This window comes from Sphingobacterium deserti, from assembly GCF_000757725.1.
Classification (GTDB): Bacteria; Bacteroidota; Bacteroidia; order Sphingobacteriales; family Sphingobacteriaceae; genus Sphingobacterium; species Sphingobacterium deserti.
The window spans coordinates 32,604-54,734 of the sequence record NZ_JJMU01000012.1; the positions used below are offsets into that span (position 1 = coordinate 32,604).

Consider the following 22,131-nt stretch of genomic DNA (forward strand, 5'->3'; position numbering starts at 1 on the left):
TTGTGACAACGCATGAACACAAAAGACGCAATTCATTTGGCCGGAGGCTACTGCAACTCCAAAACAACTTATAGCAGATTTTTGACGCGGGAGGTTAGTGTGGGCGATATCCCAATGGGCGGCACAAACCCGATCCGTATCCAAAGCATGACAACAATTGACACCATGGATACGCTCGGCTCCATCGAGCAAACCATACGGATGGTTGAAGCAGGCTGCGAATATGTGAGGATAACAGCACCTAGCATTAAGGAAGCCGAAAATCTGGCCAATATAAAAAATGGATTGAAAGCGCGGGGTTATCATGTGCCACTTGTTGCTGACATACACTTCACTCCAAATGCGGCAGAAACCGCAGCGCGTATCGTTGAAAAGGTGCGCATCAACCCAGGTAACTATGCCGATAAGAAAAAATTTGACCAAATAGACTATACCGATGCAGCCTATCAAGCTGAACTCGAGCGCATATATAAAAAATTCGCTCCTCTAGTAAAGATCTGTAAAGAGTATGGTACCGTGATGCGGATTGGCACCAACCATGGATCGTTATCGGATCGTATTATGAGCCGCTACGGCGATACACCAGAGGGCATGGTAGAGTCCGCTCTAGAATTTATGCGGATATGTGAAGACCTGAATTTTTACAATTTGGTTGTCTCCATGAAATCGTCCAATCCACAAGTGATGGTCAGTGCTTACCGTCTACTGGTAGAAAAAATGGTTGCTGAAAATATGAACTATCCGTTGCACCTTGGGGTAACAGAAGCCGGAGATGGCGAGGATGGGCGTATCAAATCCGCAGTTGGTATTGGCACGCTGCTGGAAGACGGACTTGGGGATACCGTTCGTGTATCTCTTACAGAGGAGCCTGAAAAAGAAGCGCCAGTCGCAATAGCCTTAGTGAATCGATACGCGCAACGGAAAATAGAAACAACGCATCAGCAATCAAGAGAGATTGTTAATTTATCAGGCAATACAATTACCAAACCTTACGAAACGGCAGAGGTAAACGCTTTTATAGGCGGGTCTTTAGTTCCTCGAGTAGTTGTCGATATATCAAACGAAAACTTGAAGGATCCTTTTGTTTTGACCCCAGTTGGCTACCGCTATGACGCTGTAAATGATAAATACCACATGGGCGACCAGTCGGTAGATTTTGTTTACTTAGGCAAAAATCTGCCATCGTTTACCCTACCCGGCAACCTGAAGGTCTTATACGATTTTGAGACTTGGCAAAACCTAGCCGAAAAGGGCAATAAACATCCTGTTTTCGATCTATGCGAATACAACGAAACGCAGATCCATGATCCGGTATTGAATTTGATACGTATCAAAAACGATGATTTACTAGGCGATGTTTTTGCGGAATTCAAGGCCGATAAAACGACCGTCTTCGTGTTGGAAACAAAACACCTGCACGGCATGGCTGACCAGCGCCAGTTTTTTAATAATATACAGGCAATGGGTCTGGAAACACCTGTCATCGTAAAACGCGCCTACTTGCCGGCCGAATTTTCGGGTCCTATCGGCGATTGGATGAGCCCCGAAGAGCCTATTTCTAAAATCCAACTGTATGCGTCCACAGATCTTGGTGCGCTGCTTGTCGATAAACTAGGCTCGGGCATTTGGATTGATTCTCCGGCTACACCGACAGATAAAATTGCATCCTTATCATTTGGTATTCTGCAGGCTACCCGCTCTAGAATATCGAAGACGGAATACATATCCTGCCCAAGCTGCGGACGAACACTATTCGACCTTCAAGAAACAACGCAGATGATCCGAAGTCGTACAAATCATTTAAAAGGATTAAAAATCGGGATCATGGGTTGTATTGTAAACGGACCTGGAGAAATGGCAGATGCGGATTACGGATACGTAGGTGCTGGACCGGACAAAATAACCTTGTATAGAGGTAAAGAAGTCGTCAAGAAAAATGTAAGCGCCGTCAATGCGCTCGATGAATTGATAGAGATTATCAGAAGTGACGGTCTTTGGATAGAGAATACGTAGTTAAGCGATTAATTTTCGTTTTTATTGGCTTTGTCCACCCCATACCCCTTCCGCCGCATGCCGCGACAAGGCAAATACTTTTGTAAGGGGATTTTTTGCTTTTCAAATGGATTGTCTCCCGCTCAAACCCTTCCGCCGCATGCCGCGGCAACGCAAATACTTTCGTAGGGCAAAAGTATTCAAAACCCCGTCGCTTGAAACCTTTGCAGGGTAGGTTTGTGCTGTGGCAGATGATTACATATTGCAAAGCTTTCGATGCGACATTTCGTTTAACATTGGTTGGAAGCGATAAAGTATGGGAAACTTAAACCTCTCGCACTACGCGATACGCATTACGCAATACTCCTTCAAATGCGACATTTCGTTTAATAATAGTAGGTGCAGTTGAAAGTAAAAAGTCAATGTACGCATTACTCAATACCCCTGAACATGCGACGTATCGTTTAAAGATTAAAGAGGATAGGTGAATTTACACCAATTGGATGCGGCATAACATTTCTACATACTATGTACTATTTACTAAGTACGAAGGTATTATGCTCTATCAGCTGAAAGCTTAACGTACAGATATACGTTTGACGACAGTTTCCGTACCGGATGTTACGCGGACAAAATAAAATCCTGTCGTTAATTTACCGTTCGAATCAAAAGAAAGATTTTGGATACCGGGTTCCAAACTTCCATTCATAAGGCTGAGCACCTCATTACCTAGCGCATCCATAACTTTGATGGTTACAGTGCCCTGTTTGGATAATTTGAAATTTGCGGTGATTTGCTCGGCAACAGGATTGTAAAAAACCTTCACATTGTTGATCAGCTTTTCACCGTCCTCTTTTGGCAAGGTTGCCGTATTAGACTTTACATAAAATGAATCAAAAAATGATGCTGCAATAGCCTGCCCACTCTGGAACATAAATATGCTCGCGAGGGCTAAAAACGCTATTTTTCTAATCATTCTCGACATTGTATACTATGTAGTGTGTTAGGTAGTCGGCTTAAAATCACAATTTCATTTAATAATATCAAAACCTCCTGTCCCAAAGTTAATTCTTTTGGAAGTATGTAGCATACATTTTTTAAAATAAATTTTTCATTTAACAATTTTTAACAAGAATATTCGTTGTCTACATTTCACTATATGTTTGACACATAATTTACTGTAAGTTTGCAGGATAATTTTTTTCACATGAAGACCCATAAGCATCACGATGCGCATAAGCTCAGCTTCGCTGGCTTACTGATTAGTCTAGGTATCATTTTCGGTGATATTGGTACCTCTCCCCTTTATGTTATTAAAGCCATTTTTAACAAAGGTACCATTCAGGAGGACCTTATTTTAGGAAGTCTGTCTTGTGTATTTTGGACATTGACGCTTCAAACAACAATCAAGTATGTGTGGATTACCCTAAATGCCGATAATAAAGGGGAAGGCGGTATACTCTCCCTCTATTCGCTGGTACGGAAGAAAGCAAAATGGTTGATTATCCCCGCAATTATAGGAGCGAGCACACTCCTCGCTGATGGCATGATTACTCCCGCTATTACCATATCTTCCGCTATCGAAGGGCTCGCCATCAGGCATCCGCAAGTTCCGACCGTGCCAATCGTTGTGATCATTATCACACTCCTTTTCGTGATTCAACGTTTCGGAACATCCATCGTAGGAAGAATTTTTGGACCGATGATGTTCATCTGGTTTACTACAATAGGCATATTGGGCGCTCTTTATATAAAACATGCCCCGGAGGTTTTTTATGCGTTAAATCCTTACTATGCCATAACTACCATCATCAATCACCCCAATGCACTATTTCTGATCGGCGCCATTTTCCTTTGTACCACTGGTGCGGAAGCGCTGTATTCGGATATGGGGCACTGTGGAAAATCCAATATACGCGTGAGTTGGATTTTCGTTAAAGCTACACTTGTGTTAAATTACTTCGGTCAAGGCGCTTGGCTGATGCAACATGCAGGCACTCAAATGGGCGAAAAGAATCCTTTTTATGCTATTATGCCTGAGGGGTTTGTGGTCTATGGAATCGCCATAGCGACTATGGCTGCTGTCATTGCCAGCCAAGCGATGATCTCGGGCTCATTCACCTTAATTTCCGAAGCAGTACGCTTGAATATTTGGCCTAAAGTATCTATCCGGTACCCAAGTGATCAAAAAGGCCAACTATATGTGCCTTCCATCAACCTCATTCTTTACATCGGCTGTATGCTTATTATTGCGGTATTTAAAGAATCGTCAAATATGGAAGCCGCTTATGGTTTAGCTATCAATATGACTTTCATCATGACAACAATACTGATGTGTGTATTCTTAGCACGTGTGCATATTCCGAAAATTTGGATTGTGGTGTTTGCAGCATTTTATCTCGTCATTGAGGTGGCGTTCCTTGCCGGCAACCTTGTTAAATTAACCCATGGCGGCTGGTTGACGCTACTATTGGCTTCCACGCTATTTATTGCAATGTTCTCTTGGTACGGCGCACGCAAAATAAAAAACAGCTTCGTCCGGTTTAACAATATCCGGGACTATTTCCCGATTATATCAGAGCTCAGCGAAGACAAATCGGTTCCTCTTTTCGCATCACACTTGGTTTACCTAACGAGTGCTAATAATAAAAACGAGATTGAATCCAAGATTATCTACTCCATCATCAACAAAAAACCGAAACGTGCCGATGTGTATTGGCTAGTACACGTGGATGTGATGGACAATCCGCATACGCGAGAGTTCGTGGTGGAGCAGCTTATTCCAAACAAGCTTATCCGTATAGATTTTAAGCTTGGTTTTAGAGAAGAGCAGCGGATCAGTCTATTGTTTAGAAAGGTGGTGGAAGATATGGTGGAGAAAGGCGAGATCGACATTACCAGCAATTACGACACGCTGAAAAAACATAAGATTGCTGGCGATTTTAACTTTGTTGTATTGGAAAAAATGATTGCCAAGACTCATGATCTGAAATGGCATGAAAAGATTATTTTGGAGATCTACAAAATATTGAAAAAATTCAGCTTATCTGAAGAAAAAGGCTTTGGTCTGGATAGCAGCTTCGTAACACTGGAGCGCGTCCCGCTAAATATACCCACTACAAAAGAAGTGAAGCTTAAACGGCTAAATTAATTTGTCGGGAAGTGCGTAAAGCTAAAACAAATCAGTTTTCCTAATCTGTTTCTCAACTAGATTAAAAATAAGGGCAACTATTCGGATAGGTGCCCTTACTTTATTATGCTGTTATTTACGATGCTGTGATTTTATTCAACTTGGAGTGCCGATATCCATAAGCAAAATAGATAATCAGACCAATAGCCAGCCAAAGAATAAAAATAATCCAGTTGCTTGCACCCAATTCACTCATCAGGTAAAGATTGATCAATATACCGATAACGGGCAATAACGAAAAATTATGTTTAAAGCCCAACACGGCAAGCAATACCCAGCTGAACCAAAAGACCAGAACGAGGGACTTATGCTCTATAACTTCGGCGAAGGATAATGAACGCCATTCCTCGATTGCACCCTGTGCATAATTGTATACCAATACCCAAGCCAAAACAAAGCCGGCTCCGATGATGTATTTTCCGTTAATATATGGCACTTTAAATTTCGATTTGGCAGATAGCCCTACATGATCCATATACAATACCCCCGCGCACACGAGGATAAACGCGAAAAATGTGCCTACGCTCGTCAAATCAACAAAAAAATCCATCTTAAAAAATAAAGAAGGGATAGCGACGACAATGCCCGTCACAATAGTTGCGTAAGAGGGCGTTCTATATTTTGGATGAATACGTGCAAATCGTTTCGAAAGAAGCCCATCACGGCTCATAGTCATCCAAATTCTTGGCTGTGCGAGTTGATAGACAAGCAAAGCACTTGTTATTGCAATGACGGAAGTTACCGATACAATGCCGGCCATATGATCGAAGCCAACATACTTAAAAACGAAAGCCAAAGGATCTTTTACATTCAATTCGGTGTAGTTAACCATGCCGGTCAGCACTAAGGTAATCGCTACATAAAGCACCGTGCAAATAATCAGGCAGATTATCATAGCTCTGGGAAGGTCTCGTTGCGGATTTTTACATTCTTCCGCTGTTGTCGAGATCGAGTCGAATCCAATAAACGCAAAAAACACAGCTGCAACCGATCCCATTACGCCTCGCAATCCATTTGGTGCGAAAGGTGTCCAGTTTTCAGGAGCTATAAAGAATACACCGCCAACGACCACTAAGATGATGATGCCCACCTTGATCATGACCATGATATTACTGGCGCGTTGCGATTCCTTAATACCGATATAGACCAACCAGGTGACCAAAAGTGTGACTAATCCGGCTGGAAAATCAAAGATAATGGGTATGTCGCCAATCCGCGGTGCAGTCATATAGGCTTCGAGCCCTACTTTGTCGGCCACATTCATTGCCGCCATTCCATCAGAGAGGAATTTAGCGTGTGCGTCTAATGCATAGCCCGGCGCCATCGTCAGCCATTTGGGCAACATAATGCCAAACCCTTCCAGCATCGACACGAAATATTGAGACCACGATATAGCAACGACGGTATTCGAGACTGCGTATTCCAGCACCAGTGCCCAACCAATAATCCATGCGAAGAGCTCGCCGAAGGCAACATAAGCATAGGTGTAGGCACTGCCAGATACAGGAACAGTACTTGCAAACTGGGCATAGGCCAACGCCGTAAAGACACAGGCAAATGCTACAAAAATAAAGAGCAAGGATATGGCGGGACCACCTTCAAAACTAGCAAGGCCTATGGTACTAAAAATACCGGCACCTACAATGGCGGCTATGCCCAAGGAAACCAAATCTTTGACACCCAACACTTTTGCCAGTCCACTCCCCTCTTGGGAGTCTTTCAAAATTTGGTCAACACTCTTCTTACGGAAAAGTTTATTTATCATATCTAATGTTAATATTGCGCTTTGTTACAAAAGGCAAAAATGATAAAATTTAGGTAAACTAACTCATACTACCCTGGATATTATGAAAAATATCCAAATAGTTTTTCAGATGCTGGTCTTTATAATTTGATAAACAAATGGTGAGTTCATAAAGATCGGCATCGGAGGTTTGAAATACCCAAACCCGTTTACAGATATTAAACAGCGCGTGCGCAAGATTGCCCACATCCTGATAACTTAATATGTAGCGCGATTCCAAAAAACGGGTGTAAAAGTCGGTAAACTTCGCGATATCGACGTCACCCAAAGTGCGTAAATATTTTCCGATCAGATTCGGTGTAATGTGCTCCAAGTGTTCATACAAGCGCTGCGCATTCACAATTTTTTGATCGATCAATAAATGATCCAATAAGAGCTCGATACTTATATGGGCGAGGAACGAGGCGCGGATAGGCAGGTGTGCCACAATCGGATCAAGCAGTTTTCGAAGCGCGTGACAATGGTCTATAAAAAAAGCGGAACTATGGAAAAGCTTGTCTACTTCGACATGACGATACCAACCCTCCGAAACATATCGGGTCTGTGGATGCGCAAAAAGCGTCTCTTCGAAACGTTGTGGATGAAAATTGTATGCTTTATCCACATTTTTCAGCAAATCTGGAAGTAGCGCACCAAATATGGTTTCCGCGTGTGGACTATAACGTTCGAAATAATAATGCGACAAAAAATTCACAACCCAATCTTCTCAATTAATATCGTAAGATACGGCTTAATCTCTTATCTTTGCAATCTTAGTTTAAAAAATCGTAATCATAAAAAAATGAGCTTTGTAGAAGAACTACGTTGGAGAGGTATGTTGCAAGATATAATGCCCGGAACCGAAGAATTATTGAATAAAGAAAAGGTTTCAGGATATATCGGATTCGATCCAACAGGCGATTCGCTACACGTAGGGCACCTAACACAAATCATGACGCTGATTCATTTTCAGAATGCCGGACATAAGCCCGTAGCGCTTGTGGGCGGAGCGACAGGTATGATTGGTGATCCCTCTTTTAAATCCGCTGAGCGAAACCTTTTGAATGAGGAGACCTTACAGCACAATCTGGACTGCTTGAAAAGTCAACTGGCCAAATTTCTGAATTTTGGCGACGGGGAGAACGATGCTAAAATGGTGAATAACTACGACTGGTTTAAAGATTTCAGCTTTTTGGATTTCATTCGTGATGTTGGGAAATTAATCACCGTGAACTACATGATGGCTAAAGACTCTGTCAAAAAACGTTTAGAAGGTGACAGCGGTCTATCATTCACAGAATTCACCTACCAGCTGATACAGGGTTACGATTTTTATTATCTGTGGAAAAACCACAACTGCAAGGTACAGATGGGCGGCTCCGATCAGTGGGGAAATATTGTGACAGGTAGTGAAATGATCCGTAGACAAGATCAGGGTACAGCTTACGCGCTCACGACACAATTGATCAAGAAAGCGGACGGCCAAAAATTTGGTAAAACGGAGTCTGGCGCCATATGGTTGGATCCAAAGAAGACATCACCTTACAAATACTACCAGTTTTGGCTTAACACGTCTGACGATGATGCAAAAAACTGGATTCGGATTTTCACGCTTAAAACCGAGGCTGAAATAGACGCAATCATTGCAGAGCATGATGCAGCACCGCACACGCGTGCCGTACAAAAAGCTTTAGCAAAAGATATTACAATACGGACGCACAGCGAAAAAGACTATGAAACGGCCATCAAAACATCTGAATTCCTCTTTGGCAATGGCTCACTAGAATTTCTCGCTGACCTAGAGCATGATGCTGTGCTGGAAGTTTTTGATGGCGTACCGCAATTCGAAATCAGCAAAGGTGATTTAGCGACAGGTCTCAATATATTAGATCTTTTGGCTGTAGAAACGCAAGTGTTCCCATCCAAAGGTGAAGCTCGAAAAATGCTCCAAGGAGGCGGGGTAGCCTTGAATAAAGAAAAAATGACTGACATTGAACTTACCGTCAATGAGAGCAGTTTGATCAACAATAAATACATTGTAGCGCAACGCGGCAAGAAAAACTATTTTTTGATTATTGCAAAATAGCTTTTAATTTCGGTGAATGATAATCCAAGCCATTCACCGAAATTAACATGATAAAAAACCTATCTTCTTTCATCCTATTATTACTTTTTTTAAACATCAGCTTGCTTGCGCAACACAAGCAGGTCAGCTACCACGATTCCGTAGGGCGAACTGTACAAACGCGCGAACAATCCTACTATTACCGTGTCATAGCTCCGGATGAACGATATCCCGATCTTCGGAAGTATAAAGAGTATTACACAAAAGGCGATCGTCTCAAACTCGTCACACGATTGACCAATGGCAGTATAACATCCTCTAAAATCGGAGAATGCCTAACGTATTATGCGAATGGGCAGTTACAAGAAAAACAGCGTTTTAATGAAAAGAATCAACTGATAGACAGCGCATATGCCTATTATCCTAATGGCCAATTATATACATTAACCTTGCACAAATTCGCTTCTTCCGATCAGCGCGTTGCAGCACGTCTCCTCACGGAACGTAACGAATCGAGTAGTCAGCGTATTGTCGAGTATATATTGGTAAAAGACAGTCTTGGCGAAGTGGTTGTTAAAAATGGAACCGGCGATTTTCCGGTTTTCGAACTGGCGAGTTTGGTATTGTTGGAACAAGGGCCGCTGTTGAACCACAAAAAAGATGGCGAATGGACAGGTAAATCCCAGCAAGGCACATATAAAGAAACCTGGAAAAATGATAAACTAATAGGCGGCGTCATTAAAGACTCGCTCGGTGCAGAAACAATATATAATGAAGAAAGTTACGCTGTACCGCCAGCTTATCCCGGAGGTATAACAGCCCTTATGAGGTTTGTTGGGAACAATTACCGTTACCCCAGTGGAGCTATCAATGCCGGCGTATCCGGTGCCGTACAGATCGATTTTATCGTGGAAAAAGATGGAAGCATGAGCAGCTTTAAGGTAAGTCGAGACTTAGGTTATGGTACGGGAAAAGCGGGAGTGGATGTACTTAAAAAAGCAAATAAGAAATGGTCTCCAGGTCTCCAGCGGGGAATCCCCGTCCGCGTAGCTTACACATTACCTATAAACCTGAACCTGAGCAAATAAACACATAACGCTTTATGAGCGCCATTTGCGTTTTGTGTCCTGCGCTAAAATTCTGAACAGATAGTCGTCCTTTTTTTTTAAGTTTGTATCTAGGAGGATTATCTATTTTTCATGTCGAACAAAGGAAATACGTTTAAAAATTCCAGCAATGGTGGCGGTGCGAAACGTGCTCCACGTAATGCCGGAAATGTAACATACAATAAGAAGGAGCATTTCAAATCTTTCGAAAAAATAAATTTTTCCGAAGGCCAGCGCAAAGCGCTCAAGATATTGGGCATTTTTCTGCTCTTTGTATCTTTCGTGCTTGCGGTATCATTCGTTTCCTATCTATTTACTTGGAAGCAAGACCAAAGTTACATCGCGCAAACCAACGGCGGTTGGTCAACGCTATTCCAAACAACGGAAGAAATCGCTGATGAGCGAATTGAATTACCCGTGGTGGAAAACAAGCTAGGTAAACTTGGTGCTTTGCTCGCGAACCAATTTATCTATGAGTGGTTTGGGGTAGCCTCTTTCCTTTTTGCCCTGATGTCCTTTGTGATAGGCTATAAACTCCTCTACAAAAGATCAATCTTGCCCGTTTGGAAAACCCTTATTTATTCTTCGATCAGTATCGTTTTCCTATCCGTAACGCTGGGATTTTTACAAGACTTCCTCACGGATTCGCCGCATATACTGGAAGGGAAATTTGGCTATTGGACCAATCAGCTGATGAAAGCCCAAATCGGATCGACTGGTATAGCCGCTCTTTTGGTCTTCGCATACCTCACAGCCTTGATCCTGGTATATAATCTCGATCTAAAATGGACTTGGTCATCTAGAAAAGAAGAAGAGGAAGAGTTGGAAGAAGATGATGATAACTTTGAAACATTTAAGCGCAGCAACACCGTGGCATCGGCCGTGGTGACCCGAAATGAAACTTTAGCGGCGGCGAAACGCGCTGAAATTGAGGAGTCAATTTTGGATAAACAGGAAGAACAAATTCGTGCCACGCCTACGCAATCAAACACGTTTAATGAGAAGCCAGCCAATGCCATAGCGGCAGCTGGAGCACGAAAACGGGAAGAATTTGCCATCAGTGACCTTGACGAAGAGGATGACCTTCCAATGGCAGTCGGTACAGCGCCAGAAAACGAGATTACCTTTTCCGTTGATAATGCAGAAGATTTCAATGACACTGAACCCGCAGAAGATGAGGGAACCGCGCTAGCGGAGGAAGGCCTTGTGCTTGCCGTGGAGAAGGTCGTCGAAGAGAAAGAGATCACAGCGAATGATTTGGTAGCACAGTTCGGCGAATACGATCCGAAGCTTGACCTATCCGGTTATCAATACCCAACGCTAGATCTGTTAAAAGATTACGGAACGGGAAAGATAACAATTAATCAGCAAGAGCTTGAAGCCAACAAAAATCGTATTGTCGATACCTTACGAAACTATAATATCGAAATTGAGCATATAAAAGCAACGATCGGCCCGACAGTAACGCTTTACGAGATCATACCCAAGCCTGGGGTCCGGATTTCGAAAATCAAAAATTTGGAAGATGATATTGCGCTGAGCTTAGCCGCATTAGGCATCCGTATTATAGCGCCGATGCCGGGCAAAGGAACTATAGGTATTGAAGTTCCAAATAGCTCGCCAGAAATGGTCTCTATGCGATCTGTATTGGCAACGGAAAAGTTCCAAAAGACCGACATGGATCTTCCTATCGCGCTGGGTAAAACCATTTCAAACGAGGTCTTTATAGCCGATTTATCAAAAATGCCCCACCTTTTGGTGGCTGGTGCAACAGGTCAGGGTAAATCTGTCGGTATCAACGCGATCTTAACCTCGCTATTATACAAGAAACATCCTGCCGAGCTGAAATTTGTGATGGTCGATCCGAAAAAAGTGGAGCTTTCTTTATTTAAGACTATTGAAAGACATTTCCTCGCCAAACTTCCAAACGAAGAAGAGGCCATCATTACCGATACAAAAAAGGTTATCAATACACTCAATTCCTTATGTATCGAGATGGATCAGCGTTATGACCTGCTAAAAAATGCGCAAGTCAGGAACTTAAAAGAGTATAATGTAAAATTTGTTGGGCGCAGATTAAACCCTGAGGAGGGTCATCGATTCTTACCCTTTATAGTTCTTGTAGTAGATGAGTTTGCAGATTTGATGATGACAGCTGGAAAAGAAGTGGAAACCCCTATTGCACGACTTGCACAATTAGCGCGTGCGGTAGGCATACATTTGGTTATTGCAACACAGCGGCCTTCGGTAAATATCATTACGGGTACGATAAAGGCAAACTTCCCGGCTCGTTTGGCCTTCCGTGTATTGTCTAAAGTGGATTCGCGTACAATTTTAGATACAGGGGGTGCAGATCAGCTAATAGGGCGAGGCGATATGCTTCTGTCTACAGGAAGTGATTTAACGCGGATACAGTGTGCCTTTGTTGATACGCCGGAAGTGGATAAAATATCAGAATTTATAGGAAGCCAACGTGGTTACCCTTCTGCATTTTTGCTACCCGAGTATGTTGATGAGAATGGTGAAGGTGGTGGCAGCATGGATTTTGACATGAACGATCGGGATCAATTGTTTGAAGACGCAGCAAGACTTATCGTTATGCATCAACAAGGGTCAACATCGTTGATACAACGCAAACTCAAGCTAGGTTACAATAGAGCTGGGCGAATTATCGATCAATTGGAGGCTGCTGGAATTGTAGGCCCATTTGAAGGAAGTAAAGCACGTGAAGTGCTTTATCCTGATGAATATTCGCTGGAACAATATTTAGAAACCTTGAGAAAAAACGATTAGTACATGAGATTATCAATAGTTTTATTCACATTTTTACTAGGGAGTACTTTCCTAGCAGCAGCACAAAATGACCCGACAGCTAAAAAGCTTTTAGATCAGGTATCCGAGAAGTACGACGCATATAGGACTATTCAGTCGAATTTTAGCTTTTTGGTGCAGCAGGGTCAGGACCAGCCGTATACCGACCAAGGAACTCTTTACCTAAACAAACCGAAAAACCAATACCGTATACAGCTTAATACACAAGAATTGATAAGCGACGGAAAGGCTACCTATAGCATTTTGAAGGAAGATAAGGAAGTTCAAATCTCTCCAGCAGAAAATAATGCCACGAGTATAGGGCCAAATAACCTGTTTACTTTTTACAAAAACGGTTTTAATTATGCCAGCCGCGGCGATGAACGCGTAGGCTCCGAACTTCTAAATGTTGTCGAGTTAAGCCCGACAGATACGAAAAACAACTACGCCAAGATTAAAATTCGGGTGAATAAGAACAAGCACATTCACGATGTTTTAATTTTCGATAAGTCTGGTGCGCGTTACACATATACCATTAAAACGCTCTATGTAAACAATGCTTTGCCAGCTTCTCAGTTTGCGTTCAACAAATCGAGTTATCCAGGGTTCGAAATAGTTGATTTAAGGTAGATCACATGGCGAAAACAACGCTCAAGAGTTTGGCGGCGGCATTAAATATGTCGGTTTCTACCGTTTCCAAAGCGCTTAATGATAGTTACGAAATTAGTGAGGTAACCAAAAAGCGTGTTAGGGAATTTGCGCGCGAGCTGAATTACCAGCCTAATGTTCTTGCGCAGTCATTAAAGACGGGAAAAACCCAAACCATTGGTATTGTTCTGCCTAAAATGACCAGCCCATTTGAATCACAGATTCTGGAAGGCATGCAGCATGCCGCACGCGAAAGAAACTACCGCGTCGTGATCATGGTTAGTATGGAGAATGAAGAACTGGAGCGTTCCGCTCTTCGCGCTATGCAAGATAAGGGAGTTGACGGCTTATTATTTTGCCCTATTCATGAGAATTCAAATGTCGCGCTCGCCACACAAATTATTGCCAATACTCCTATGGTCATTTTCGACCGAACCGATTACCCCTTGGAAACCCATAAGGTCGGCGTGCTCAATGCAGATGGCACGTATGATGCTTGCCAACATCTTTTTGAAAGCGGTCGCCGTCGGATCGCCGTATTTTGCGGAACGAAGCAAGGTATTACCGCGAAGCGCTTGGCCGGATATCGACACGCGCATGAAGAGAATGGACTCGCTGTTCGGTCGGAATACATCGTCTATTGCGATGTAAAAACAATTGAAGGACTGCATGCCGAAATGGAGCAACATATCCTACGTTTAAGGGCGCTTCCTGAGCCACCAGAAGCGATAGTAGGAATTGCAGATACGATTACTACGCACTTATTGGGCGTGATGGCCAAATTGGAAATAAAGGTGCCGGAAGAGATTGCTGTCATTGGCTTCGCAAATACTGACCTCGCCCTATCCCTAAACCCATCATTAAGTACCATTAGGCAGCCTACAAAAGATATTGGGGAAATATCCGTAAATAAGCTGATCGACACCATTGATAAAAATCATCGGAACCAAATAGAATGGGAAGATATTAAATTACCCACATCTATTCAGCTCCGACGATCGACAAAAATCTGATATATATCTATTTCGATTTAATGATGCCCAATTCTAAACCGCGTAGTTCCGCAAGGCCGCGTAATCTACCAATCGCGGAATATCCTGGGTTCGTTTTTTTATGCAGATCATCCAGCATTTGATGTCCGTGATCAGGCCTGAACGGGATAGGTAAATCGCGCTGTTGATTTTCTTCTACCAACTTTTTCATAATTGCATACATATCCACATCGCCATCCAAGTGATCGGCTTCGTAGAAACTACCCAATTCGTCGCGTTTTACATTGCGCAAATGTGCGAAATAAACGCGATGAGCGACCTGTTCAAAAATAGCTGGCAGATCGTTAGCAGGACCCGCGCCTAATGAGCCGGTACAAAAACATACGCCGTTGAATGGCTTATCTACACAACTTATAATATATTGAAAATCGTCAATATTGCTCGCTATCCGCGGCAGGCCTAAGATAGGATAAGGTGGATCGTCCGGGTGAATCGTCATTTTTATGCCGTTACGTTCACATACATCGGCAATAGCATTAAGAAAATATGCTAGATTTTTCCGAAGGCCATCGAAACCTATACGGGAATATATCTCAATGCTATCTCTCAACTCTTGTACTGATGGATCCTTCTCCCCGGGAATACCCATCAGTACATTATGTTGTAAATGATTTTTATCCGCTTCACTATATGTTTTAAACCTTTCTTCAGCTAGGTTTTTAACGTTTGCTGGATAAGATGCTGCTGCGTCTGGACGTTCTAAAATATAGATGTCGAAAATTGCTAGATCGATCCAATCGAAATAGAGCGCTTTGGAACCATCGTTCATCAACATATCAAGTTGGGTACGGGTCCAATCCAACACCGGCATAAAATTATAGCATACCGTTTTGATCCCGCAATCGGCCAAATTCTGTAACGTTTGTCTATAGTTCTCCAGGTAATGTTCCACATCAGCCGATTTTGTCTTTATCGCTTCATGGATCGTCACACTTTCCACCACGCTCCATACCAAGCCAGCTTCTTCAATGATATGCTTGCGTTCTAAAATATCAGCCTTTGGCCAAATTTCCCCGTGGGGAATATGATGAAGGGCAGATACGATGGCAGTTGCCCCTGCCTGCTTTACATCTTGTAAAGAAACAGGATCATTCGGGCCATACCAACGCCACCCTTGTTGTAAATATTTTTCTGCCATGTTGTTTATGCTTTTATACGCCAGACCAGCTATTAAAACCGCCATCCACAAATATTGTTTCACCGGTAACGAATGCAGAAGCATCGCTGAGTAAATAGATAAGTGTGCCTTCCAGTTCTGATGGGTCGCCCAATCGAGAGAATGGCGTCCCTTGCACAAACTTATTCGCCCTATCGGTATAGCTTCCATCAGGGTTGGTGAGAAGGGTTCTGTTTTGTTCGGTTAAGAAAACGCCTGGTGCTATAGCATTTACACGAATCTTGTTAGTATAGCGTAGGGCTAACTCCGCTGACATCCACTTGGTAAATCCATCTACACCATGTTTTGCGACTGTATAACCTAACACGCGCGTAAAAGGCCGGCTTGAGGCCAATGAAGAAATATTGATAATGGATCCGGCACCTTTGTTAGCCATTACCTCACCAAAAATCATGGTAGGGATGATCGTGCCATAAAGGTTAAGCTCGATCGCCTTGATGGTATCGGCAATTTTATTATCGAAGATACTTTCGTCGGGTCCAATTGTGGCGCCAGGGATATTTCCGCCAGCCGCGTTTATAAGCCCATCTATGGTTCCCCACTTCGCTAGGATCTGTTCGCGGGCAGCGCGCATAGATTGTTCATCCATGACATCAGCGACAACCGCAAAGCCCTCCGCTCCCAAGGTATTTACTAATCGCACCCGTTCATTTGCACGCTCTTCATTTCTACCGATTATGCAAATTTTACAGCCAGCCTCGGCCAAGGCTTTTACAAAAGCTTTTCCTAAAATCCCCGTTCCACCCGTCACTACAATCACTTTGCCTTTCAAGGAGAACCTCTCTAGAATATTCATAGTTTGATTTTTAGTTTATAAGCCCCAATTATAGGGGTTTTTTACCGCATATAGCTATCAAAAAAGCGTTTAATTAACGATAACGATTTCGTAGTCCAGTTGAAAATAAAGGGAAAATAACGCTATTTTACCATCCAAAATAAAATGTCATATGAACCGTATCTTATCATTTGGTGAAATCCTCATCAGACAACAGAGTTTAGGCTCAAGCTTCTTTGATAAGAAGAACAATAAATTGGAAATTTTTCCCGGCGGATCCGAAGCAAATGTAGCCGCATCATTGGCGCAAATGGGAAATGCTGTCGCTTACTGTAGCGCATTTCCTGAAAATGCGCTCTCCGATGAAATTTTTTCCATCCTTAAAAATCTAAAGATTGACGTATCAAAATCCGTACTATCCGGCGATCGCATCGGCTCCTACATATTGATGTCCGCGAATGGATTGTCCAAAGGCGAAGTAATTTACGATAGAAAATACTCGAGTTTCAGCTTGTTGAAGGAAGCTGATATTGATTTTGATGAACTGTTTGAAGGTATAACCTGGTTTCACTGGACAGCTTTAACGCCTGCGCTCAACGCTCACATGGCGGAATTGATGCATAAACTATTAGAACATGCCGCAAAAAAAGGAATTACTATATCCGTTGACCTAAACTACAGGAATAGGTTGTGGCAATATGGCCAAGAGCCAATTGCTGTAATGCCACAGTTGGTGGCACATTGTGATGTTATCATGGGCAACATTTGGGCGGCAAACAAAATGCTGGGATCGAAGGTGGATGAGCAGCTGGATCGTAACACATCGAAAGAAGATTATTTGGCTGCCGCCAAAGCATCTGCACAGGAGATATTTGAAAGATATCCGAAATGCAAACACATTGCCAATACTTTTCGCTTTATGGATAATCCGCAGCACAACCTATTCTACGGCACCTACCATAACCGCACTACTGACGTATACTCCAAAACGCTGGAAACCCAGCAAGTGATTGATAGAATTGGGAGTGGTGACGCATTTATGGCGGGACTGATCCATGCGCTGGTCGACAACATGAGTCCGCAGGAAATTGTCGATACCGCCACTGCTGCAGGCTTCCACAAGCTATTTATCAAGGGGGATTTTGGAGACGGACAGATTAGCTGGTTTTAAATTATAAACGCAAATTGCAAATAAAAAGGGTAGCGAAAAAATTCACTACCCTTTTTTATTTTTGGATCAAACCGATTAATCTTCTTCTTTAGAAGCTAATAGTTGATCGTATTCTTCGCGAGAGCCTACGATAATATTACCGTAATCGCGTAAACCAGTTCCTGAAGGAATCAAGTGACCAACAATTACGTTTTCTTTCAGTCCTAATAAGTCATCGCGTTTACCGGCGATCGCAGCCTCATTAAGCACTTTCGTAGTTTCTTGGAACGATGCTGCTGAGATGAATGATTTTGTACCCAAAGATGCACGTGTGATACCTTGCAATAGTGGGCTTGACGTTGCTGAAATTGCATCACGAACCTCTACAGTTTTCAAATCTTGACGTCTCAATACCGAATTTTCTTCACGAAGCTTACGCATCGTCACGATCTGGCCTGGACGTAATGTTTTAGAATCACCTGCCTCTACAACAACTTTTTTGTCAAACAATGAGTCGTTTTCCTGCATGAAATCCCACTTGTTAACTGCTTCTTTCTCTAGGAATCGCGTATCTCCTGGATCCTCAATGTTCACTTTTTGCATCATTTGGTGAACGATGGTTTCAAAGTGCTTATCGTTGATTTTCACCCCTTGTAAGCGGTAAACTTCTTGGATACCATTTACGATATATTCCTGAACTGCCGCAGGGCCTTTGATAGATAGGATATCTCCAGGTGAAATAGAACCATCTGACAATGGCATACCTGCTTTCACGAAGTCATTATCCTGTACTAAGATGTGCTTAGAAAGCGGCACCAAATATTTCTTGATCTGTCCATCTCTAGACTCGATAGAAATTTCGCGGTTACCACGTTTCACACCACCCAAAGTAACGATACCATCAATCTCTGTTACTACAGCCGGATTGGAAGGATTACGTGCCTCGAACAACTCCGTTACCCTTGGAAGACCACCGGTGATATCTCGTGTTTTACCAGTAGCACGCGGAATCTTCGCTAAGATTGTACCTTCTTTGATCTTTTGTCCATCTTGAACAGAAACGTGGGCACCCACAGGAATGTTATAAGAACGCAACGTGTCGCCAGTTAAATCCGTAATCTTGATTGTCGGGTTCTTCGTTTTGTCACGTGTCTCGATAATAACTTTCTCCTTGTGACCTGTTTGCTCATCAGACTCGTCACGGAAAGTAACACCTTCGATAATCGCTTCAAACTCGATTTTTCCACCGAATTCAGAGATGATTACCGCATTATATGGATCCCAGTCAACTAAGTTTTTACCTTTCTCGACTTTATCCCCTTCGTTAACATACAAATTAGCACCGTAAGGGATGACCTGTGTGTAAAGAACTTTCTTCTCATCGTTCACGATACGGATCTCGCCAGAACGTCCAATAACTACTTGATAAGGACCATCTTCGCCTTCCTTAGCAACCGAACGTACATTTTCAAACTCGATTTTTCCATCATATTTTGCAACGATGCTCGAATCAGCGGCAATGTTAGATGCCGTACCACCCACGTGGAACGTACGAAGTGTAAGCTGTGTACCTGGCTCACCGACAGACTGCGCTGCGATTACCCCTACTGCCTCACCTAGCTGAACACGTTTACCAGACGCTAAGTTACGTCCGTAACAACATGCACAAACACCACGCTTAGACTCACACGTTAATACCGAACGAATCTCTACGCCTTCGATTCCAGCTTCTTCGATTTCTGCCGCTACCTCTTCTGAAATATCGATGTTAGCCGCAATAATCAATTTACCAGTCTCTGGATGGAAAACATCATTCAGCGGCGTACGACCAAGAATTCTGTCATACAATGGCTCCACGATATCATCGTTTTCACGCAATGCAGTTTTATAAATACCACGTAGCGTAGCACAATCGTCTTCAACGACAATCATATCTTGCGCAACGTCATGCAAACGACGTGTCAAGTAACCCGCATCAGCCGTTTTCAAGGCTGTATCCGCAAGACCTTTACGCGCACCGTGGGTAGAGATAAAGTACTCTAATACGGAAAGACCTTCTTTAAAGTTTGATAAAATCGGGTTTTCGATGATTTCACCACCTGAAGTACCAGACTTCTGTGGTTTCGCCATCAAGCCCCGCATTCCACACAACTGCCGAATCTGCTCTTTCGATCCACGAGCTCCAGAATCCAACATCATGTATACCGAGTTGAAGCCTTGGTTATCGTTGGAAAGAATATCCATCACGTGCGCAGTCAATTTGTTATTGATACGCGTCCAAATATCGATGATCTGATTGTAGCGCTCGTTGTTGGTAATGAAACCCATGTTATAGTTATTCATTACTTCATCAACTTCATTTGTCGCTTGTGCAATCAAATCAACTTTTGCAGCAGGGATATTTAAGTCTTGCAAGTTGAACGACAAACCACCTTTAAAGGCTGTTTGGAATCCTAGCTCTTTCATATCATCCAAGAATTGTGCAGCACGAGCCATACCCGTATTTTTCACAATCTCGCCGATGACGTTACGTAAAGACTTTTTAGTCAATAACTCATTGATAAAGCCCATCTCTTCTGGCACGACTTGGTTAAAGATAACCCGTCCTACCGTTGTTTCTAAAATGGTATCAACAATTTGACCTTCCTTATTTCTCGCTTTAGTCTTAACCTTGATGTATGCGTGTAGATCGATTTTCTTTTCGTTCAAGGCGATAATTACCTCTTCCGGAGAATAGAAAATCATGTCTTCACCTCTTACAACATGGCTTTCTACTGTTCTACGGCCTTTAGTAATGTAATAAAGACCCAATACCATATCCTGTGATGGTACTGTAACTGGCGAACCATTCGCAGGGTTAAGGATGTTATGTGAGGCCAACATCAAGATTTGGGCTTCCAAGATTGCAGCGTTACCTAAAGGTAAGTGAACCGCCATCTGGTCACCGTCAAAATCCGCGTTGAACGCTGTACATACTAATGGGTGTAACTGGATCGCTTTACCTTCTACCAACGTAGGTTGGAAAGCCTGAATACCCAAACGGTGAAGCGTAGGCGCACGGTTTAAGAGTACAGGGTGACCCTTCAATACATTTTCTAAAATATCCCAAACAACCGGATCCTTACGATCAACAATTTTCTTTGCAGATTTTACCGTTTTCACAATACCCCTTTCGATCATCTTGCGAATGATAAATGGTTTGTAAAGCTCGGCAGCCATATCTTTAGGTAGACCACACTCGTGCAATTTCAAGTTAGGTCCCACGACGATTACCGAACGAGCCGAGTAGTCAACACGCTTACCCAACAAGTTTTGACGGAAACGACCCTGTTTACCTTTTAATATGTCCGATAAGGATTTCAACGCACGGTTACCCTCTGTTTTCACAGCATTAACCTTACGCGAGTTATCGAACAACGAATCTACAGCTTCCTGCAACATACGTTTTTCATTACGCAAGATTACTTCTGGCGCTTTGATTTCGATCAAACGTTTAAGACGGTTGTTACGGATAATAACGCGACGATACAAATCGTTCAAATCGGACGTCGCAAAACGACCACCATCCAAAGGCACCAATGGGCGCAACTCTGGTGGAATGATAGGAACAATTTTCACAATCATCCATTCTGGACGATTTTCGATACGGCCGTTAGCGCCACGGAATGCTTCTACCACGTGAAGACGCTTTAAAGCCTCGTTTTTACGTTGTTGTGAAGTTTCGTTTGCAGCCTGGTGACGTAAGTCGTATGACAACTGATCTAGATCAATACGTTTCAACAACTCTTCCATCGCCTCAGCACCCATTTTAGCTACAAATTTCTGTGGATCTGTATCGTCTAGGTACTGATTTTCTTTTGGTAACGTATCTAAAATATCTAAGTATTCTTCTTCTGTCAAGAAATCCATGAACGAGATACCATCTTCCTCTTTGACACCCGGTTGGATAACCACGTAGCGCTCGTAGTAGATGATCATGTCCAACTTTTTGGTTGGAAGACCTAACAAGTATCCAATTTTATTCGGTAGAGAACGGAAATACCAAATGTGCGCCACAGGAACCACCAAGCTGATGTGTCCCATACGCTCACGACGTACTTTTTTCTCCGTAACCTCTACACCACAACGGTCACATACGATACCTTTATAACGGATACGTTTGTATTTACCACAGTGACATTCATAGTCCTTTACCGGACCAAAGATACGCTCACAGAATAAACCATCACGTTCTGGTTTGTATGTACGATAGTTAATCGTCTCTGGTTTGGTAACTTCACCGCTTGAACGCTCCAAAATAGTTTCTGGAGAAGCTAAGCTGATCGTAATCGATGTGAAATTACTTTTGATTTTGTTATCTTTTTTGTAAGACATACTTTATA

14 protein-coding genes are annotated in these 22,131 nt (G+C 42.8%); 8 read left to right on the forward strand and 6 right to left on the reverse strand.

The genetic code is table 11. The annotated features are described in order from the left end of the window. Positions 1 to 12 precede the first annotated feature (12 nt). Positions 13 to 2,013, forward strand: coding sequence for a (E)-4-hydroxy-3-methylbut-2-enyl-diphosphate synthase (ispG, locus tag DI53_RS03845; protein WP_037495597.1), 2,001 nt, complete (start codon positions 13 to 15; stop codon positions 2,011 to 2,013). Between the two features lie 556 nt (positions 2,014 to 2,569). On the opposite strand, the gene DI53_RS03850 is transcribed toward ispG, so the two are convergent. Continuing rightward, the gene (locus DI53_RS03850; protein ID WP_157836747.1) at positions 2,570 to 2,968 is read right to left on the reverse strand and encodes a T9SS type A sorting domain-containing protein; all 399 of its coding nucleotides are present in this window, start codon (positions 2,966 to 2,968) and stop codon (positions 2,570 to 2,572) included. 231 nt (positions 2,969 to 3,199) lie between these two features. On the opposite strand from DI53_RS03850, the gene DI53_RS03855 reads away from it, so the two are divergent. Further along, positions 3,200 to 5,143 (forward strand): KUP/HAK/KT family potassium transporter, encoded by a 1,944-nt coding sequence (locus DI53_RS03855; protein WP_037495598.1) that lies wholly within the window; start codon positions 3,200 to 3,202, stop codon positions 5,141 to 5,143. Between the two features lie 115 nt (positions 5,144 to 5,258). Here DI53_RS03855 and DI53_RS03860 read toward each other — a convergent pair whose 3' ends face one another. Next, on the reverse strand, positions 5,259 to 6,947 hold the full coding sequence (locus DI53_RS03860; RefSeq protein WP_037495600.1) for an amino acid permease: 1,689 nt from the start codon (positions 6,945 to 6,947) through the stop codon (positions 5,259 to 5,261). A gap of 58 nt (positions 6,948 to 7,005) precedes the next feature. Further along, on the reverse strand, positions 7,006 to 7,680 hold the full coding sequence (locus tag DI53_RS03865) for a hypothetical protein (protein WP_037495602.1): 675 nt from the start codon (positions 7,678 to 7,680) through the stop codon (positions 7,006 to 7,008). Between the two features lie 87 nt (positions 7,681 to 7,767). Here DI53_RS03865 and tyrS point away from each other — a divergent pair, with 87 nt between their 5' ends. The 5 genes from tyrS to DI53_RS03890 all read left to right on the forward strand — a co-directional run bounded on the left by tyrS (position 7,768) and on the right by DI53_RS03890 (position 14,608). Continuing rightward, entirely contained in the window at positions 7,768 to 9,051 is a 1,284-nt protein-coding gene (gene tyrS, locus DI53_RS03870; RefSeq protein WP_037495603.1) for a tyrosine--tRNA ligase, read from the forward strand. A gap of 47 nt (positions 9,052 to 9,098) precedes the next feature. After that, positions 9,099 to 10,118 carry an energy transducer TonB gene (locus DI53_RS20480; protein WP_052072045.1) on the forward strand — a complete coding sequence of 340 codons (1,020 nt, stop codon included), beginning with the start codon at positions 9,099 to 9,101 and terminating at the stop codon, positions 10,116 to 10,118. A gap of 111 nt (positions 10,119 to 10,229) precedes the next feature. Further along, positions 10,230 to 12,929, forward strand: a complete 2,700-nt coding sequence (locus DI53_RS03880; RefSeq protein WP_037495606.1) for an FtsK/SpoIIIE family DNA translocase — start codon at positions 10,230 to 10,232, stop codon at positions 12,927 to 12,929. Between the two features lie 3 nt (positions 12,930 to 12,932). Beyond that, positions 12,933 to 13,577 (forward strand): outer membrane lipoprotein periplasmic chaperone LolA1, encoded by a 645-nt coding sequence (gene lolA1 / locus DI53_RS03885; RefSeq protein ID WP_037495608.1) that lies wholly within the window; start codon positions 12,933 to 12,935, stop codon positions 13,575 to 13,577. Between the two features lie 5 nt (positions 13,578 to 13,582). Continuing rightward, on the forward strand, positions 13,583 to 14,608 hold the full coding sequence (locus DI53_RS03890; protein WP_037495610.1) for a LacI family DNA-binding transcriptional regulator: 1,026 nt from the start codon (positions 13,583 to 13,585) through the stop codon (positions 14,606 to 14,608). A gap of 7 nt (positions 14,609 to 14,615) precedes the next feature. Here DI53_RS03890 and uxuA read toward each other — a convergent pair whose 3' ends face one another. Next, a complete protein-coding gene (gene uxuA, locus DI53_RS03895) occupies positions 14,616 to 15,785 on the reverse strand; it encodes a mannonate dehydratase (protein ID WP_037495704.1) in 1,170 nt (389 codons plus the stop codon). 13 nt (positions 15,786 to 15,798) lie between these two features. After that, positions 15,799 to 16,620, reverse strand: coding sequence for an SDR family oxidoreductase (locus tag DI53_RS03900; protein WP_037495612.1), 822 nt, complete (start codon positions 16,618 to 16,620; stop codon positions 15,799 to 15,801). Between the two features lie 151 nt (positions 16,621 to 16,771). Between DI53_RS03900 and DI53_RS03905 the strand changes: the two genes are divergently transcribed. Further along, complete coding sequence (locus tag DI53_RS03905) at positions 16,772 to 17,770, forward strand: sugar kinase (protein WP_037495614.1); 999 nt, start codon at positions 16,772 to 16,774, stop codon at positions 17,768 to 17,770. A 75-nt stretch (positions 17,771 to 17,845) separates the two neighbouring features. Here DI53_RS03905 and rpoC read toward each other — a convergent pair whose 3' ends face one another. Next, positions 17,846 to 22,123 carry a DNA-directed RNA polymerase subunit beta' gene (gene rpoC / locus DI53_RS03910; protein ID WP_037495616.1) on the reverse strand — a complete coding sequence of 1,426 codons (4,278 nt, stop codon included), beginning with the start codon at positions 22,121 to 22,123 and terminating at the stop codon, positions 17,846 to 17,848. Positions 22,124 to 22,131: the final 8 nt, after the last annotated feature.

Coding starts and splice junctions, on each gene's coding strand:
- DI53_RS20480 (WP_052072045.1), top strand. CDS start 9,099: ATGATAAAAAACCTATCTTCTTTCATCCTATTATTACTTTTTTTAAAC.
- DI53_RS03860 (WP_037495600.1), bottom strand. CDS start 6,947: ATGATAAATAAACTTTTCCGTAAGAAGAGTGTTGACCAAATTTTGAAA.
- DI53_RS03855 (WP_037495598.1), top strand. CDS start 3,200: ATGAAGACCCATAAGCATCACGATGCGCATAAGCTCAGCTTCGCTGGC.
- lolA1 (WP_037495608.1), top strand. CDS start 12,933: ATGAGATTATCAATAGTTTTATTCACATTTTTACTAGGGAGTACTTTC.
- rpoC (WP_037495616.1), bottom strand. CDS start 22,123: ATGTCTTACAAAAAAGATAACAAAATCAAAAGTAATTTCACATCGATT.
- DI53_RS03905 (WP_037495614.1), top strand. CDS start 16,772: ATGAACCGTATCTTATCATTTGGTGAAATCCTCATCAGACAACAGAGT.
- DI53_RS03880 (WP_037495606.1), top strand. CDS start 10,230: ATGTCGAACAAAGGAAATACGTTTAAAAATTCCAGCAATGGTGGCGGT.
- DI53_RS03850 (WP_157836747.1), bottom strand. CDS start 2,968: ATGATTAGAAAAATAGCGTTTTTAGCCCTCGCGAGCATATTTATGTTC.
- ispG (WP_037495597.1), top strand. CDS start 13: ATGAACACAAAAGACGCAATTCATTTGGCCGGAGGCTACTGCAACTCC.
- tyrS (WP_037495603.1), top strand. CDS start 7,768: ATGAGCTTTGTAGAAGAACTACGTTGGAGAGGTATGTTGCAAGATATA.
- uxuA (WP_037495704.1), bottom strand. CDS start 15,785: ATGGCAGAAAAATATTTACAACAAGGGTGGCGTTGGTATGGCCCGAAT.
- DI53_RS03890 (WP_037495610.1), top strand. CDS start 13,583: ATGGCGAAAACAACGCTCAAGAGTTTGGCGGCGGCATTAAATATGTCG.
- DI53_RS03900 (WP_037495612.1), bottom strand. CDS start 16,620: ATGAATATTCTAGAGAGGTTCTCCTTGAAAGGCAAAGTGATTGTAGTG.